Source organism: Frankia sp. CcWB3 (genome assembly GCF_977927595.1).
In genome coordinates, this window is sequence record NZ_CDWRCK010000084.1 from 1 (window position 1) to 15,489 (window position 15,489).

Sequence of the window (15,489 nt, forward strand, 5' to 3'; positions counted from 1 at the left end):
ACCCCGCACCACACAACGGATCATGCAATCCGAAAATCACCATCAGATCCACGGCCAGCCTCGGGACATACTTCCCAAACAGGCCCTAGGCCGCGGTGCAGGGCTGCGTCCAGACGTGGTGGACTAAACGTCCGTGTCGAACCCGCGACGCGGACCACGGGATGGGGTCGCGGCGCGTCAGGCCCTTTCACACCGCAAGGTCTCAGTCGGACGAGGCGGCATCGTCCGGTGTAGCGGTGGCGTCGGCGGAGCGGTTGGCCGCGAGGGCGTCTACGATGGCGGAGAACTCGACCAGGGCGGCCTGGAGATCCTCAACGATCTCACGGGCGATGACGTCGGGAGGTAGCAGGCTGTCGGCGTCGTCAAGGCTGGGGTCGCGCAGCCAGGTGATGTCGAGGTTCGCCTTGTCCCGAGCGGCCAGCTCATCGTAGTCGAACGGGCGGAACCGCTCGGACTCGGTGCGGGTGCCGCGCGGTTCCCCCGGCCGGTAGCAGGCGACGAAGTCGCCGAGGTGCTCGCGGCGCAGCGGATTCTGCTTCAACGTGAAGTGCTGGCCGACCCGCAGGTCGTACACCCACAGGGTCGCCGTCCACGGCGTGCCCGGCCGAGCCCGGCGCCTGTCGAAGAACAGCACGTTCGCCTTGACCCCGCCGGCGTAGAAGATACCGGTGGGCAGCCGCAGCAGGGTGTGGACGTCGTATTCCGCCAGCAGCCGGCGGCGGACCGTTTCCCCCGCCCCGCCCTCGAACAGCACGTTGTCGGGCACGACGACGGCGGCCCGGCCGTCCACGTCCAGCGACGACGCGATGTGCTGGACGAAGTTGAGCTGCTTGTTCGTGGTCGTCGTCCAGAAGTCCTGCCGGCTGTACGCAATATCGTCCCGGCCAGCGCGGCCGTCCTCACCGATCACGGTGATTGAGGACTTCTTGCCGAACGGCGGGTTGGCGAGGATCATCGTCGGATTCCCGCCGTACCGGCCGGCGAGCGCGCCCCCGACGTCGATGAGGGTGTTGCCGTTGGGGTGGCCGATGCCGTGCAGCAGCATGTTCATCGCGGCGAGCCGGGCGGTGCCGTCTACCAGCTCCATACCCCGGATCTTTCCGCGGCTGAAGCCGGCGCGCTGCTCCGGCGACAGCGTGGCGCCATGATGGCGCTGGATGTAGTCGGCGGCGGCCAGCAGGAAGCCGCCGGTGCCGCAGGCAGGATCGAAGACCGTGTCGTCCGGACCCGGCTGGAGGCAGTCGACCATGGCCGCGGTCAGCGCGCGGGGAGTGAAGTACTGGCCGGCGCCGGACTTGATATCCTCGGCGCTCTTGGCCAGCAGCTCCTCATAGGCGTCACCCTTCACGTCGACACCGGTCGACGACCACTCCTCCTTCTCAATCAGATCGACGATAAGCCGCTTGAGCTTCGCCGGATCCTGGATGCGGTTCTGCGCCTTGCGGAAGATCACGCCGAGCATGCCCGCCTCCTTGGCGAGATCCTCCAAGGTGTGTCGGTACGCGGTCTCCAGGTCGTCGCCGTCGTAGTCGAGCAGCTTCTGCCACCGGTCCGCGACTGGCCGCAGGGCTACGTCCGGGTTGAAGCTCCGGTAAGCCCGCTCGTGCGCCATCTTCAGGAACAGCAGGTAGGTCAACTGCTCGACGTAGTCGATGGTGGAGACGCCGTCATCGCGCAGCACGTCGCAGTAGTTCCACAGCTTCGCGACGAGCTGCCGTGCCTTCGCGCTCACCCCAGCACATCCTTGTCGTTATCGATGGCAACATCGTCGAGCGGCAGCATCGGCGCGGACACGACGGCCTCGACGGAGGCCCACTCTCCCATCGGCCGGGACGCGGTCCCCACCGCCGCCGCAGACTGCCCCTCCTGCGCCGGAAGCTTGCGTGGCCGCCGCCTCGGCGCCTTCACCGCACCCGCCCGCTCCGCCCGGATCCGCTCCAACAACACCGACGCCGACTCATCCGCCGGATCCTGCGCCACCAGCCGCCCCGTGAATGCCTCCGCCAACAACGCCTTCCGTAGCACGGTAGCCTTCGCGAGACCTCCACGCACCAGACGCTCGCCGGTGTCCAGGACACTCAGCCATTCTTCGGCTGCGCTGACCAGATCAGCCTGTGCTTCTACCGGGGGAATCGGAACGGGAAGCCGCTTGATCTGGGACAAGCTGATCGAGGCGAGGTTGACGCTCTGCCGACCATTTTTCTCGCACCAGCCCTGACCGAACTCGTTGGCATGCCAAGCGAGCAGCTTCGGATGCAGAATTCCGTCATACAGACGAACTCGAAATACATGGTTCTGGTGAATACACCCGTCGATCTGTCCGTCCCACACCCACCCACGTCCAAGCTTATCGCGGTCCCCACCTTCGTTCAGAAGAACATCGCCCGGCTGAAGAGTGAGCGCACGAGCCTTGGCTGCGGGCACCCGGATCGTCGATATCTTCGCAAGATCCAGATAACCTCGCTGCACATTCGCCACACGCAGGTACGGAACCTCAGGAAGGTCCGGGTCGGATTTCTTCTTGCCGTCCTTGGTCACCCCACCCACCACGTCGGCGATCTCTCCAAGACGGCACCAGTGCCACTCCAGTGGAATCCCCGGAACATCACCGTCTACCGACACTCGATCATGAAGAAATGTGACACGTGGCGCGTCGGCCCACCGACCAACCCTGCCGAAGCACACCGCCGACAGCAACGAACTTCGCAGATGATCAATTTGCAATAACGTACGTTCCAACCCGCCTACGCCTTGCCTGATTCTCTCAAGCGACCCTTCGAGGACTGCGACAATGCGGCGCTGCTCGACCAACGGAGGCACCGGGAGAGGTACACGTCGCAGCTCCCCGAGGCCAAGACGAGGTCGACCGACTCCCCTGATCTTGGACGCCGAATATCTTCGAGACCGCGGTGAGGTCAGGGCATGAAGCAGCCAACTCGGTTCGATGGAAGGGTGGGGCCGAACCCGAATACAATCGGCCTTCACGACAGCTGGCACTCCGAGATCCGGAACAATACATGCCCGAGGGAGTTCCCCACCCAGCGAGGCAGCAACGAGGTCACCCGCGTGCACTTCGTGCGCACGCAACTCCTCGAAATGATCGAGGTCTATATAAGCCTTGTCGCTGTCGTTGAAAGCACCGTCACCAATGTTCTGAAGGCGAATCACTCTGGCACCCGACGAAGTGTAGTGGCGCGAAGCCAGGTTCGACCCAAAAGGCCCGTCGGTGATGGCTCTGGGTTCTACCGCCAGCAGGTCTTCCAGACAGGCCCATTCCCAGCCGGGGGGAGGTCGGTCATGCGGTGAGGCCGGCGCGGAGGGTGCCGAGGACGGTGCTGGCGCGGTCATTACCGAAGGCGGCCAGGAAACCGTCCGTTCCGCCGCGTTGAGTGAACGGCCACTCGTCCAAGTCGCCGTCAGCGAAGCCCGCCGCACTCACCACGATCTCCTTGATCTTCTCCAGCCACCACGTCTGGTCGCGGGTGAACGTGACGCCGACGTGCCGCTGCGCGGCGAGCCAGGCGGTGAACCGCTCCTCGACGACGGTCCGGTGGGGTCGCGGCTGGACGTCAACGCCCAGCTCATAGCGGATCAGCCCGATCAGATCCAATGGTCCGTAATTTACCTCCGGCTCCTCCGGCGCCAGCCCCAGCACCCGGTACGGCCGCCACAGCGTAGTCGGCGACCACAGGTACGGTGGTCGGGCGATCCGCGCCGCCAGCTCGATCACCTGGGCGTACACCGGCCGCGGCCCGCCGCCGTGCTCGTAGGACGCCTCGATCAGAGCGATCTCGTCGTGGTGCTCGCGGAGGAACGCCCGCCAGGAGGTGACCTGATCGCGCGCCAGCTCGGTCCGGTCGACGCCCCCGGCGGAGAGCAGGACGTCCGCGTTCACCTCGTCGATGGTGATCTCGTGGGCGCGGCGGATCTCCAGCATGCGGGCGCGTAGGGCGGGATCGGCCGCCAGCGGGCGCACCGCCGCCTTCACCAGCTCGCGGATAGCGGCCGGGCCGGCGGCCTCGGCGTCGGCCAGCCGGTCCGGGTCGGCGGCCTGGATCAGGCTGCCGATCACGGACGTCAGCGGCGTCTGCGCGAGGGCCTCCAGCTCGGTACGTTCCTCGGCGGTGAGCTGCTGGTTGAGCCGGGCGAGCCGGGAGGCGAGTGTCGCCGTTTCCGCTGCGGTGATCTCCAGGCTGCCGGCCTTGCGCAGCAACGCCTCCAGGCTGATCTGCCGTTCGGTATGCCGGGTCAGTGGGGCCGCGTCCACCCGCTTCGTGTCGACGACGCCGATCGCGTCGACCAGTACGAACCGGTCCTTGGTGCGCACGTCCGGGGTGACGCTCTGGAACTCGGTCGGGTCGATCGTCCGCGCGCCGCGCCCCTTCATCTGCTCGAAGGCGACCGGGCTCTTCGGGTTGCGCAGGAACAGCAGGCATTCCAGCGGACGCACATCCGTCCCGGTGGAGATCATGTCGACGGTGACGACGACGCGGAGCTCCGCCGAGTTCCGGAACGAGGCCAGCAGCTCCTCGGTGTTCCGTACCGAGTAGGTGATTTTCGCGGCGAAGTCGTTGCCCCGGTTGAAGACCTCCCGGATCCTGCGGACGATCTCGTCAGCGTGGTTGTCGTCGCGGGCGAACACCAGCGTCTTCGGCACCTCGGTGCGGCCCGGGAAGATCTCGGTGAACAGCCTGTCCCGGAACGTCGTGAGCACCAGGTCGAGGTTTCCCTCGCTGATGACGGATCGGCCGAGCTGGTTCGGGCCGTAGCTGAAGTCGTCGTCCAGCTCCTCGTACCGCTGCGCCCGGGTCCGCCGGTCACGGCGCGGCACGGTGATGCCGGCCTCGATGGTGTCGCCCCGCTCGCCATGCTTCGTGCGGATGCGGTAGACGTCGAAGTCGACGTTGACCTTGTCCGCCACCGCCTGCTGGTTGGTGTACTCGCTTACCAGGTTCCGCTGGAAGTACCCCAGCGTCTGCTTCGTCGGAGTCGCGGTGAGCCCGACCTGGAAGGCCTCGAAGTACTCCAGCACCGCCCGCCATTTCCCGTAGATGGAACGGTGACACTCGTCGATGATGATGAGGTCGAAACTCTCCGGCGGCAGGTCGGCGTTGTAGGATACGGCGGCCGGCTCGGCGTCCTCGTCGCCCATCTCCGCCGGGCCGTCGTCGAGGTCCGGGTCGTCGGTGTCGGCATCCGGCACGCTGCGGCCCGACAGCACCGCGTACAGCCGCTGGACCGTCGAGATAACCACCTGCCAGGAGTCGGCCATCCCCGAGCCGGCGAGGATCTCGGCGTTGTACAGGTCGGTGAACCGGCGGCCGTCATCCGGGATCGGGTAGCCGGAGAACTCGGTGCGCGCCTGCCGGCCCAGGTTGTTGCGGTCCACCAGGAACAGGACGCGGCGGGCCCGCGCGTGGCGCAGCAGCCGGCAGCTCGCGGTCACGGCCGCGTACGTCTTTCCCGCACCGGTCGCCATCTGGATCAGCGCCCGCGGCCGGCCGGCGGCGAGCGAACGTTCCAGCCCGGTCACCGCGTCGACCTGCGCCGGCCGCAGCGACCCGGTGGCCAGCGGAAACGCCGCCGGCATCGCGGCGAGCCTGGCCCGCAGGGTCGGGTACGCCGGGTCCTCGTCGGCCTCCCGCATCCATCGGGCCAGTGTCGCCGGCTGATGGAAGGAGAAGACCCGCCGGGCTCTCGGTGCGGGGTCGAGGTCGTTGGTGAACTGGGTCTCCACCGCCGTTGTCTCGTACCGGAACGGCAGCGGGGCACGCCAGGCGGCCATCCGCTGCTCCTTCGTCAACGTCTCCGCGTATCGGGCGGACTGGCTCTCTACCTGGGTGAGCGGCGTCCCCTCCCGCTTCGCCTCGATCACACCGACCAGCGCCTGGTTGACGTACAGCAAGTAGTCGGCCGGACCGGAGGCCGTGCGCTCCTCACGCACCGCCACCCCGTCGGCGGCGAACAGGTTCAGCGCGGAGACGTCCTGCACGACCCATCCGGCCGCCCACAGCAGCCGGTCGACCTCGGCCCGGACCTGGACCTCCGTGCGCGGCTCGCGGGCCGCCACCCTGGCCCGTTGGATGAACGCCTCACGCTCGTCCGCCGTCGTCCGCCGCTCACGGCCGCCCACCCCGGATACCCGCACGCCGGTCTGCGGGGACAGCACCTCACGCACCGACATCGCGTCGGCGTCGGCGTCGAACACCATCCCCTCGACCGCACCACCGACCTGCGCATCGGACCGGTCCGCGGAAGAGACCACCGTGAGCGTCGAGATCCGCCCATGGAGATCCACAACGGTGGAATGCAGCGCCTGCATCTCCGCCTGAGCGTGGGCGAGTGCCTGCTCGGCCTCCGCCCGGGCGGTCCGCTCCGCCGCCAGCCGGTCATGGCTGCCGTCGAGGCGGAGCCCCGTCTCAGCCAGGCGATCCCGGTAGGCGGCGAGCTCCTCGCGCAGCCGGCGTAGCTCGGTCGCCTCCGCGGCAGACGGCGCCGCCGACGCCGCCGACGGGTCCGGGGCGGCCGGCGGGACGAAGGCGAACACCGTCCGGTCACCGGTGAGAAAGCGGTGGAACCACACCCCCAGCTCGAAGCAGTGACCCACCATCGTGAGCGCCACCCGGACCTCACCGAAATGGCCGTGCACCGCCTCGTTGCCCGTGCGGCGAACAGCGTCGAACGCCCGCTTGATGCGAGGCTCCAGCAGACCGGCCCTGGCCAACGCGTTGACCCGGTCCACCTGGTGGTTTCCACGGGCCCGCGTTCCGGTCTCGGCAACCATCCGCTCGGCCAACGCCTCGCCGAACTGGCGCGCCTTCATCAGGGACGTGTTCGGATCGGGGTAGATGTACGACTCGGCGCTCGCCCCGAACAGGACGAGCAGCGGCTCGTGGTCGAGCAGGAAGCCGAAGTTCCGCGACGCCCGCGCCAACCTCACAATCTGTGCGCGCAACGCGCCGTCCACCACGCCCCCCACGCGTCCGAGTCGCGAAACCGGCTCCGGAACGAGGCCAGCCGCCTACCATAACGTACATCTCATCCATCAGGGGACAAGTCTTCTTACTGGTCGTTTCTAGCCATGATGTGGTGACACTGCTACGGTAGGTGGCAATGTCGATCGAACGGCCGGATGCGAGCATCGATGCACCGGCCGCTCCCGGGAGACCGGGGGCCGGGCCGAGCCAGGCCGAGGTGAAGGCGCGGCTGCTCGACCGGCTCACATCATCGGAGGCAGACTCCCCCGTTTCCGCCGACGACACCGAATCCGATGGCTTGGCATCCGCAGGCTCGGCCCCTGAAGGCTCGGCGCGGCCGGAGACGGAACGTTCCAGGATCGACGCCAAGCTGGACGCGCTCGATCGACGGAACACCTCGGGTGATCGTGCCCCGTGGCCGGCCGACCGTCGGTCGGCAGAGGACCCGCGGTCCACCGATCCTTCGCCGGTGGAACGCAAGCTCGCGCTGCTCGACCGCGGGCCCGGCGGTGAGATGGACGCGGCCAGGAAGCAGGATCGGCCGGCCGGACCGGAGAAGCTGGGGTGGCGGCTCACGAGGATCTGGCGGGAAAGCCTCCCGACTCGAGATGGACGCGCCTTCTTCGAGAAGTCCGACACGGACATGCGGAGGACCGCGATGGCCGCCGAGCCGGTCCCGGGAACCTACACAGCCGACCTGCATGGCGACCCGTCGGGATTCCGGGTCGGCAAGGTCGCGCTCGACGCCCGGCAGCTCAGCGCGCTCATCCGCGCCGACGAGAACTGGCGCGGCCGACCGGTGCGGCTGCTGTCCTGCGAGACCGGGCAGGGCGACAACCCCGTGGCCCAGAAGGTCGCGGACGAACTCGGGGTCGCGGTGACGGCACCGACCGAGCTGGCCTGGGCCGACGACCGCGGTAACGTGTGGACGGCCTCGAGACGCCGTGACGAGTTCGGCGTCCTGGAGGAGACCATTCCATACGACGGCGCCTGGGGGGAATGGGTCTGGGACGCATCCATCGCCTACTATCTCGAGGAGCACGATCTTCCGCCGGAGCCGGCCCCGCCTCAACCCGCCTGAGCTGCCCCTATTCGCCGTAGATCGTCTGGCCCGTCATGTGATGGGTGTCGTTGAACCCGCGTAGTACCGCCGGGCCGTCGGAGTACCAGTCGATGGTCGTCATCGACACCAGATCCAGGTGGAGGCGGTAGAGCACGGCCGGTTCCGCCGCCAGCGCCAGCTGGGCCAACCCCTTGATCGGCGTGACGTGTGAGATGACGAGGACCCGCCCGCCCGGCTGCTCGGCGAGCAGCCGGTCACGCACCCGCGCCACCCGGGCCACGGTGGCGATCAGGCTCTCCCCGCCGGGCGGCGGGACGTGCGGGTCGGCGAGCCAGGCATTGAGCTCGTCGGGGAACTTCTCACGCACCTCGGCGAAGGTCAGCCCCTCCCAGGCGCCGAAGTCGGTCTCCCGCAGATCGTCGACGACGACATAGTCGCGGCCGAGGGCCTCGGCGGTCTGCCGGGCCCGCTTCAGCGGCGAACTGACGACGAGATCGAACGGCTCGTCGCGCAGCCGGTTCGCCACGGCCGCGGCCTGGCCGAGCCCGACGTCGGTCAGGGCCGCCTCGACCGTCCCGCTGAACCGCTTCTCCACCGAGAGCGGGGTCTGCCCGTGACGCAGCAACACGGTCGTCGTCGGTGGTGCGGGCGGCGCCATCCAGCCGGAGAGCCGGCTTGTCGTCGGCGCGCGGTGCGGGACCGGGTCCGGGGACTGCGGGACCGCGGGTTCCCAGGCCCGCCCGGCGGCGGCGGCGTCCATCGCCTCGTTCGCGAGCCGATCGGCGTCGGCGTTGCGCGCGCGGGGCACCCACTGGAAACGGACCGCGGGGAACCGGGCGGCGAGTTCCGTCGCCTCAACCACCAGCGGCCGCATCGCCGGATGCTTGACCTTCCACCGGCCGCTCATCTGCTCGACAACGAGCTTGGAGTCCATCCGAACCTCCACCTCGGCGTCCGGGGCGATCTCAGCGGCGGCCCGCAGCCCGGCGATCAGCCCGGAGTACTCGGCGACGTTGTTCGTGGCGCGCCCGATCGAGTCCGCGCGCTCGGCCAGCAGCTTCCCCGAGCCGGCGTCGCGGACCACGGCTCCGTAGCCCGCCGGGCCCGGGTTGCCCCGCGACCCGCCGTCGGCCTCGATGACCAGCCTGCGCACGGTGCCCATCTACATGCTCCCCTCGTCTGACCCCGAGGCGGGCGGTCCCGCCGACGGTGCTACAGCCCCGATTCGGGGGTACGGACCAGGATGCGCCGGCACTCCTCGCAGCGCACCACCTCATCTGCCGGCGCCGCCGCCACGGCGCGCAGGTCGCCGCCCGACAGCTCGAGATGACAACCCTGGCAGCGGCGGCGCAGCAGGGCCGCGGCGCCCACTCCGCTGGAGGACGCCCGGATCCGCTCGTACAGCGCGACCAGCGCCTCGGGCAGCTCCGGGACGAGAGCGTCGCGGTCGTGGCGCAGCCGCGCCACCTCGGCGTCGATCTCGGCGTAAGCCTTGTCCCGCGCGGCCACCGCCGCGTCGAGCTCGGCCTGCAGGGCCGATCGCTGCTGGGACAACGCGGAGAGCCGGCTCTCCAAGCCCTCGACGATCTCCATCTTCTCGAGCGCGTCGTCCTCGAGCACGCCCTGACGGCGGGTCAGCGAGGCGAGCTCCGCTTGCAGGTTCTCCAGCTCACGCGGCGTTGAGACGGCGCCGGAATCAAGCCGCTGGGAGTCACGGGCCGAACGGGTCCGCACGAGGTCGATCTCATTCTCCAGCTTGCGCTGGGCACGCGCGACGTCGCTCAGCTCGGTCTGCACCCCGACGACCTCACCGTCCAACGAGGTCAGCGCGGCGGTGCGCTCGGTGATGACGGCGTGCTCCGGCAGACCGCGTCGGCGGGCCACCGACCGGTCGATACCGGTGTCGAGCGCCTGCAGATCGAGCAGGCGGAGCTGAACTGCTGGGTCGGCCTTCATCGATTCCTCACTGGTACGCCTGAACGACTACACCTGGCCGACCAGGCCGGGGCGACCAGGCCCGACCCGACGCGGCGCCCTCCGTGACCCGGGCCTCGCGTGACCCGGGCCTCGCGTGACCCGGGCCTGCGCGCCGCCGGCACCGCCTACCGGGACGGAACGTGCACCCGCCAGGGATCGGTCACGATAGCGGATACCGACGTGCTCACCGTACGTCCCCCCGCCCGCAGACCGGCGCGCAGGCGGGTGGCGGCCTGGCTCAGCCACGGCCATTCACTCGCCCAGTGGGCGACGTCGACCACCACGACCCCGTGCGCACCGACGGCGTCGAGGACGTGGTGATGCCGGCCGTCCGCGGTGACGAGGACGTCCGCTCCCGCGGCCTCGGCGGCGGCGACCAGTTCTCCCCCCGAGCCGCCGCACACCGCGATCCGCCGGACGAGCCGGTCCGCGGTACCCGTCGCCCGGACCCCGCCCGCCGTCGCCGGCAGCGCCCGGACGACCCGGGCACAGAACCGTTCCAGGGACTCGGCCGCGGGCAGGTCACCGATCCGGCCGAGGCCCCGGCACACGCTCGCCCCGCCGGCACCGCCCTCATCACCGGCACCACCCTCATCACCGACACCGCCCTCGTCGGCCCCGGCGTCCGCCGGAGCGGGCAGCGGGGCCGGGCCGGGCAGCAGTCCCGGGCCGAGCAGCGGGGCGACGTCGCGCAACCCCAGGGCGTCGGCAAGCGCGTCACTCACGCCCGGCGCGGCGACATCGGCGTTCGTGTGCACGGTGTACAGGGCGACGCCGGCCCGGATCAGGGTGGCCACGACCCGCCCGCCCGGACCGGTCTCGGCGACGCCGTGCACTCCCCGCAGGACCAGCGGGTGGTGGGTGACGAGCAGCTGAGCTCCCACCGTGGCGGCCTCGGCCGCCACCTCTGGGGCCGGATCCACCGCAAACAGGACGGCCGAGACCGGCGCGTCCGGATCACCCACCGCCAGTCCCACCGCGTCCCAGGACTCGGCCCAGGACGGGGGGAAGAAACGCTCAAGCACGGCCACACAGTCACGCACTGTCGCCGACGGAAAGGTCACCACCGTGACCCTACCCGCTTCGTCGCAGCAACCTGCCAGTGCCCGGTGCCGCGCCCGGGCGCCGCGCGGGCGGTCGCCCCAGCCCTGTAACGTCACCGGTGGCAACACGCCCGCAATGTGCTGGCGAGCCGCGAGGAAAGGGCAGTCGTCATGGCGGACGTTTCAGTGCGATTCCAGGTGGCGGGGGATGCCGAGATCGTGCTGAACCTCGCGACCCCGCAGGCTGTCCGGCTGGTGGAAGCCATCATGCGCAAGGTGGCCGAGGCCATGGGCGTGCCGGAACGGCCCGCCGTCGGGGCCATGTGGCCCGACGTGCCATCGGCGCAGGCACCGTTCGCTCCGGACCGGCGCTGAGCCGCCGAGCCGCTGAGCCACCGAGCCACGCGGGCGGTCGTCCGTCACCGGCGGCCGCCGGTGACGGGCAGCCGCCGGAGCCGATATCTGACTGGGCGCTGCCCAGTCGGTGGATCCGTGGCGCCACTGTCCGGCCGATGGACGCCCGCCGCCGGCTATGTTGGCGCAATCCCTTCGGACAAAGGGGACGTAATGAAGTAACAAATACGTGATCGAGAGCATCATCGCAGGTCACAGGCCTGTGGAGGGTTCGAAACGCGCAAGTTATTTCATTTCAACTCCAAAGCAGGCGAAGGTACCAGATCGGCACTCTGCGCGCTTGTTTTCGCAAAAGCCGGCGCAGCAAAGCCGCAACACGATACAACTCCGCACAGCCATCCCCACCGAAAGGAAAATGATCAAGTATGGCGGGGGACGTACCGGCCGACGAACACGCGCTCATCATCTCGGCCGGCGGGGAGACGGGCCGAGCACTCCGTGCGGCGTTCGCGGCGATCGCAGCCACCGGCGCATCCTCGGATGACGGGGTCGACCAGACCGCCGAGAGCGACGGCTCGCCAACCGATCCCACCCTGGCCAACGAACGACAGCCGCTGCACCGCTACGGCAGGGTCCACGTGCTGGGCCAGCCTCGGGACATCTCCACGGCGACGGCGACGGCGGAACGCGCCGCCGCCCGGCTGGCAGCGACGGTCCTCCCCCCCGCGGACGGCAGCGTCGTGTCGACCACCGGGGTGTCGCCCGGCCTGAGCCGCGCCGAGACGCTCGGGCTAGACGCCTTCCGTCTGCGGGCCAGCGCCGCCTACCGGCATCTCAAGCAGGAACGTCCCCGCGACGGCCGGCCGTGGGACATGGACCGGCCCTGCACCGACATCCCGCCGCCCCGGGGCAGCTCGCCTGATCCGGACCGGCCGGCCCCGCATGCCCAGACGACACCGCATGCCCGGGCGAACGGGCGGGCCGAGGCCCAGAGCCCGACCGCCGCGCCCGCGGACACCCGGACCGCCGCGCAGACCACCCAGGCGCCCTCCCCCACCAGCGCGGCGCTGGAGGGATCGGTGGCCGTCGGGCTGATCCTCGTGGAAGGGCCGACCACCGCACTGCAACTGACCGCCGCGGAACGCACCAAGATCGTGGCCGAGGTGCAGAACGGGTTGTCCTGGTACGCGACCACGAACCCGGCGGCCGACCTGACCTTCCACTACGACATCCAGATCGTGCGGCTGCCCGTCCCAGCGGACCCGAACGCGCCCGACCTCGAGGCGCTGTGGCGTGACCCCACCATGAGCCGGCTCGGCCACGCGGCCAGCTTCGACGGCGTCTACGACTACGTCGACGCGCTCCGGGCCCGGCTCGGCACCCGGTCCGCCTACTGCGCGTTCTTCACCAAGTATCCGCTGGGATACTTCGCGTACTCCTCAGTGGGTGGTCCCCGGCTCGTGATGTCCTGCGACAACGACGGCTGGGGACCGGACAATATCGACCGGGTCTTCACCCACGAGACCGGCCACATCTTCGGCGCTCCGGACGAGTACGCGGGCGCCCAGTGCGACTGCGGCGGTCGGTGGGGGGGCGTTCCACGCCCCAAACGGCAACTGCGACGCCTGCGCGCCCGCGCCCGTCGACTGCCTGATGCGCTCGAACAGTTTCGCGCTGTGCCGCTACACCCCCAGCCACCTCGGCTGGGGCCACGGAGTGAGCGGCAACCCGGCGCTCGTCCAGACCAGGGGGCTCGGCCGGATCAGCAACTTCGACGCCGTCGTCCCCTCGGCCTTCGCCGGGCTGACCCACGTCTGGCGGGACAACGACGCGGCCGGCTTCCCCTGGATGGCCCCATGGCAGACGGCCCAGGAGCTCGGCCGGATCGATGCCGTCACCATGATCCAGAGCACCCTGGCCAGGCCGGGACCCCTCGAGGTCGCCGTCCGGGCCGGCTCGGCGCTGTACTTCCTGTGGCGGGACTCCACCGGTGCCTTCGCCTGGCACCCGCCGACCCGCCTCGCCCAGGGTGTGGGGGGCGTTCCGTCGCTGGTGCAGAGCCGGCTGGGCAGCAAGGGCAACTTCGAACTACTCGTGCCCGCCGCGGACGTCGGCATCCTGCACCTGTGGCGCAACCATGACATCCACGGATTTCCGTGGAGCACTCCGATAGCTGTTCGGCGCGAACCTCGGGCGCGTCGACGCCGTCAGCCTCATCCACGGCACGCTGGGCGGCGGCAACGGGATGTTGGAAGCGGTCGCCCGGGTCGGCAACCGGCTCGTGCACCTCACCCGCGACAACAGGGCGGTCTGGCGCACCGGCCCCGTCTTCGCCGAGGGCGTGACGGGCAATCCGGTGCTCATCCAGAGCGCCTTCCCCGACGGCTCCCGCAACTTCGAGGTGGTCGTCCCCGCCGCGGGCCGGGGACTCATCCACTTCTACCGGAACAACGGCGCGCCATCCCCGGTCTGGAGCGGACCGCGGCCGTTCGCGCCGGAGCTGGGCCGGGTGGATGCCGTCTCGATGATCCAGAGCAACTTCGACGGGCATCTGGAGGTGCTCGCCCGCGTCGGCGACCGGCTCCACATGGTCTGGCGTTCGTCGGGCCCCGGTGCGAGATGGTCGGTCCCCCGGCGCGTGTTCTGAGCCGCCGCGCGGGGTCATCCGGCCGGCGGCGCCCCGGGTGGCCGGTCGGGCGGGAGGTACCCCGGCGTGTCCCAGGGCTCACCACCCGCGGGATCGCGGTGCTTGGCACCCCTCCGCGCCAGCCAGCCGTCGACGAACAGGCTCTCGGCGGCGGTGAGGGACTCCCGCAGCGCCGGGGGAACCTGATCGACGAAGATCCCGCACACCCCGGGCAGGGCAGCCACCTCCGGCGCCCGCGAGGGGGCAGCGCCACGAGAGCCAGCCGGGGGCGCAGGGCCGAGGTCACGGTGCCGAGGACGGCCAGTTCGGCCAGTGGATCGGCACCCGTGCCGGTCGAGAAGCCCCGGTCCGGCCGGTGGAAGACGACCAGCAGCTCCGGCTCGGTTTCCCACACCGGGCTATTCTCCCGCGAACGAACCCGGATGGAAGGCCCCCAGACACCGGCGGCCCACCGTCCGGGCTCCCAGCCCACCGCCCGAACCCGCGCCCGAACCCGCGCCCGGTGAGAATCACAGTCCTTCCTGGATGGACACCGTGGTTACCGGGGGACAGAGTTGGGACAAACGTCCGACTCCTGGTCGTGGACCCGCCCCGGGCGGTCCTCGCCCGACCGCCACCGGCCGCTTCCGGTCCCGTCCGGGGCCGGAGAGGGCAGGGCAGGAAGAAGGCACCGCAGTTGAGCGAGCGGCTTCCTCTGTTCCCGCTTGGGACGGTCCTGCTCCCCGGGCTGGTCCTACCCCTGGAGATCTTCGAGGAACGGTACCGGATCTTGGTGCGGGAACTGCTCGAGCAGCCCGCTGACCAGGTCCGACGGTTCGGAGTGATCGCCATCCGGCGAGGCCGGGAGGTGGGTCCGGCCCTGCCGGCGATCCACGACGTGGGCTGCACCGCCGTGCTGCGGCGCGTCCAGGAGCACTCCGACGGGCGGTTCTCGCTCATCACGGTGGGCGGTGACCGGTTCCGGATCCGCACGGTGGACCGGCACAGCGAGCCCTACCTCGTCGGGGACGTCGATTACCTGCCGGAGGACGTCGGCGACACCGACGACACCGACGACACCGTTCCGGCGGTCCAGCGTCTGCTCCGAACCTACGCCGACCGGCTCGCCGCCACCGGCACCGTGCAGATCTCGCTGCCGGACCTCCCCGACGACCCGATCGCCCTTTCGTACGTGATCGCCGCCGCCGCCGTCACCGACGTCACCGAACGTCAGGGGCTGCTCGCCGCGCCGGACGCGGCCAGCCGACTGCGGGCCGAACGGGCGCTGCTCCGCCGGGAGATCGGCCTCCTGGAAAAGATCACCACCATCGGATCGAGCGAGTTGCGCCGAGTCGATCCCAGCCCGAACTGACCGTTACCCGAACTGGCCCCGGGCCGAACCGTGGGACGTTCGCCCCGTCCGGGGGGATCGACGCTCAGTCCCCAGCC

Annotated in this window: 10 protein-coding genes and 1 pseudogene; 4 read left to right on the top strand and 7 right to left on the bottom strand. The window is 70.0% G+C overall.

Translation table 11 applies throughout. From position 1 onward, the window contains the following. Window positions 1–202: 202 nt before the first annotated feature. From ACY5KJ_RS08880 to ACY5KJ_RS08890, 3 genes are all read right to left on the bottom strand, one after another. Entirely contained in the window at window positions 203–1,732 is a 1,530-nt protein-coding gene (locus ACY5KJ_RS08880; RefSeq protein ID WP_462203158.1) for a class I SAM-dependent DNA methyltransferase, read from the bottom strand. Then, window positions 1,729–2,811, bottom strand: a complete 1,083-nt coding sequence (locus tag ACY5KJ_RS08885) for a restriction endonuclease subunit S (protein WP_462203159.1) — start codon at window positions 2,809–2,811, stop codon at window positions 1,729–1,731. The genes ACY5KJ_RS08880 and ACY5KJ_RS08885 overlap by 4 nt, the downstream gene beginning before the upstream one ends. A gap of 484 nt (window positions 2,812–3,295) precedes the next feature. Further along, entirely contained in the window at window positions 3,296–6,979 is a 3,684-nt protein-coding gene (locus ACY5KJ_RS08890) for a DEAD/DEAH box helicase family protein (protein WP_462187643.1), read from the bottom strand. Between the two features lie 134 nt (window positions 6,980–7,113). On the opposite strand from ACY5KJ_RS08890, the gene ACY5KJ_RS08895 reads away from it, so the two are divergent. Next, the gene (locus ACY5KJ_RS08895; RefSeq protein ID WP_462203162.1) at window positions 7,114–8,058 is read left to right on the top strand and encodes a hypothetical protein; all 945 of its coding nucleotides are present in this window, start codon (window positions 7,114–7,116) and stop codon (window positions 8,056–8,058) included. Between the two features lie 7 nt (window positions 8,059–8,065). Here the strand turns inward: ACY5KJ_RS08895 and ACY5KJ_RS08900 are convergent, their stop codons facing one another. The 3 genes from ACY5KJ_RS08900 to ACY5KJ_RS08910 all read right to left on the bottom strand — a co-directional run bounded on the left by ACY5KJ_RS08900 (window position 8,066) and on the right by ACY5KJ_RS08910 (window position 11,081). Beyond that, entirely contained in the window at window positions 8,066–9,202 is a 1,137-nt protein-coding gene (locus ACY5KJ_RS08900; protein ID WP_462203160.1) for a bifunctional RNase H/acid phosphatase, read from the bottom strand. A 50-nt stretch (window positions 9,203–9,252) separates the two neighbouring features. Further along, window positions 9,253–9,996, bottom strand: a complete 744-nt coding sequence (locus ACY5KJ_RS08905; RefSeq protein ID WP_462187647.1) for a zinc ribbon domain-containing protein — start codon at window positions 9,994–9,996, stop codon at window positions 9,253–9,255. Window positions 9,997–10,142: 146 nt separating this feature from the next. Next, the gene (locus tag ACY5KJ_RS08910) at window positions 10,143–11,081 is read right to left on the bottom strand and encodes a Nif3-like dinuclear metal center hexameric protein (RefSeq protein WP_462187648.1); all 939 of its coding nucleotides are present in this window, start codon (window positions 11,079–11,081) and stop codon (window positions 10,143–10,145) included. Window positions 11,082–11,231: 150 nt separating this feature from the next. Between ACY5KJ_RS08910 and ACY5KJ_RS08915 the strand changes: the two genes are divergently transcribed. Further along, on the top strand, window positions 11,232–11,435 hold the full coding sequence (locus tag ACY5KJ_RS08915; RefSeq protein ID WP_462187649.1) for a hypothetical protein: 204 nt from the start codon (window positions 11,232–11,234) through the stop codon (window positions 11,433–11,435). 404 nt (window positions 11,436–11,839) lie between these two features. Further along, window positions 11,840–14,061 (top strand): annotated as a pseudogene (locus ACY5KJ_RS08920) (hypothetical protein). A 14-nt stretch (window positions 14,062–14,075) separates the two neighbouring features. Here the strand turns inward: ACY5KJ_RS08920 and ACY5KJ_RS08925 are convergent. After that, complete coding sequence (locus tag ACY5KJ_RS08925; RefSeq protein ID WP_462203161.1) at window positions 14,076–14,285, bottom strand: hypothetical protein; 210 nt, start codon at window positions 14,283–14,285, stop codon at window positions 14,076–14,078. A gap of 452 nt (window positions 14,286–14,737) precedes the next feature. Between ACY5KJ_RS08925 and ACY5KJ_RS08930 the strand changes: the two genes are divergently transcribed. Next, window positions 14,738–15,412, top strand: a complete 675-nt coding sequence (locus ACY5KJ_RS08930; protein ID WP_462187651.1) for an LON peptidase substrate-binding domain-containing protein — start codon at window positions 14,738–14,740, stop codon at window positions 15,410–15,412. The last annotated feature ends 77 nt before the right edge of the window (window positions 15,413–15,489 follow it).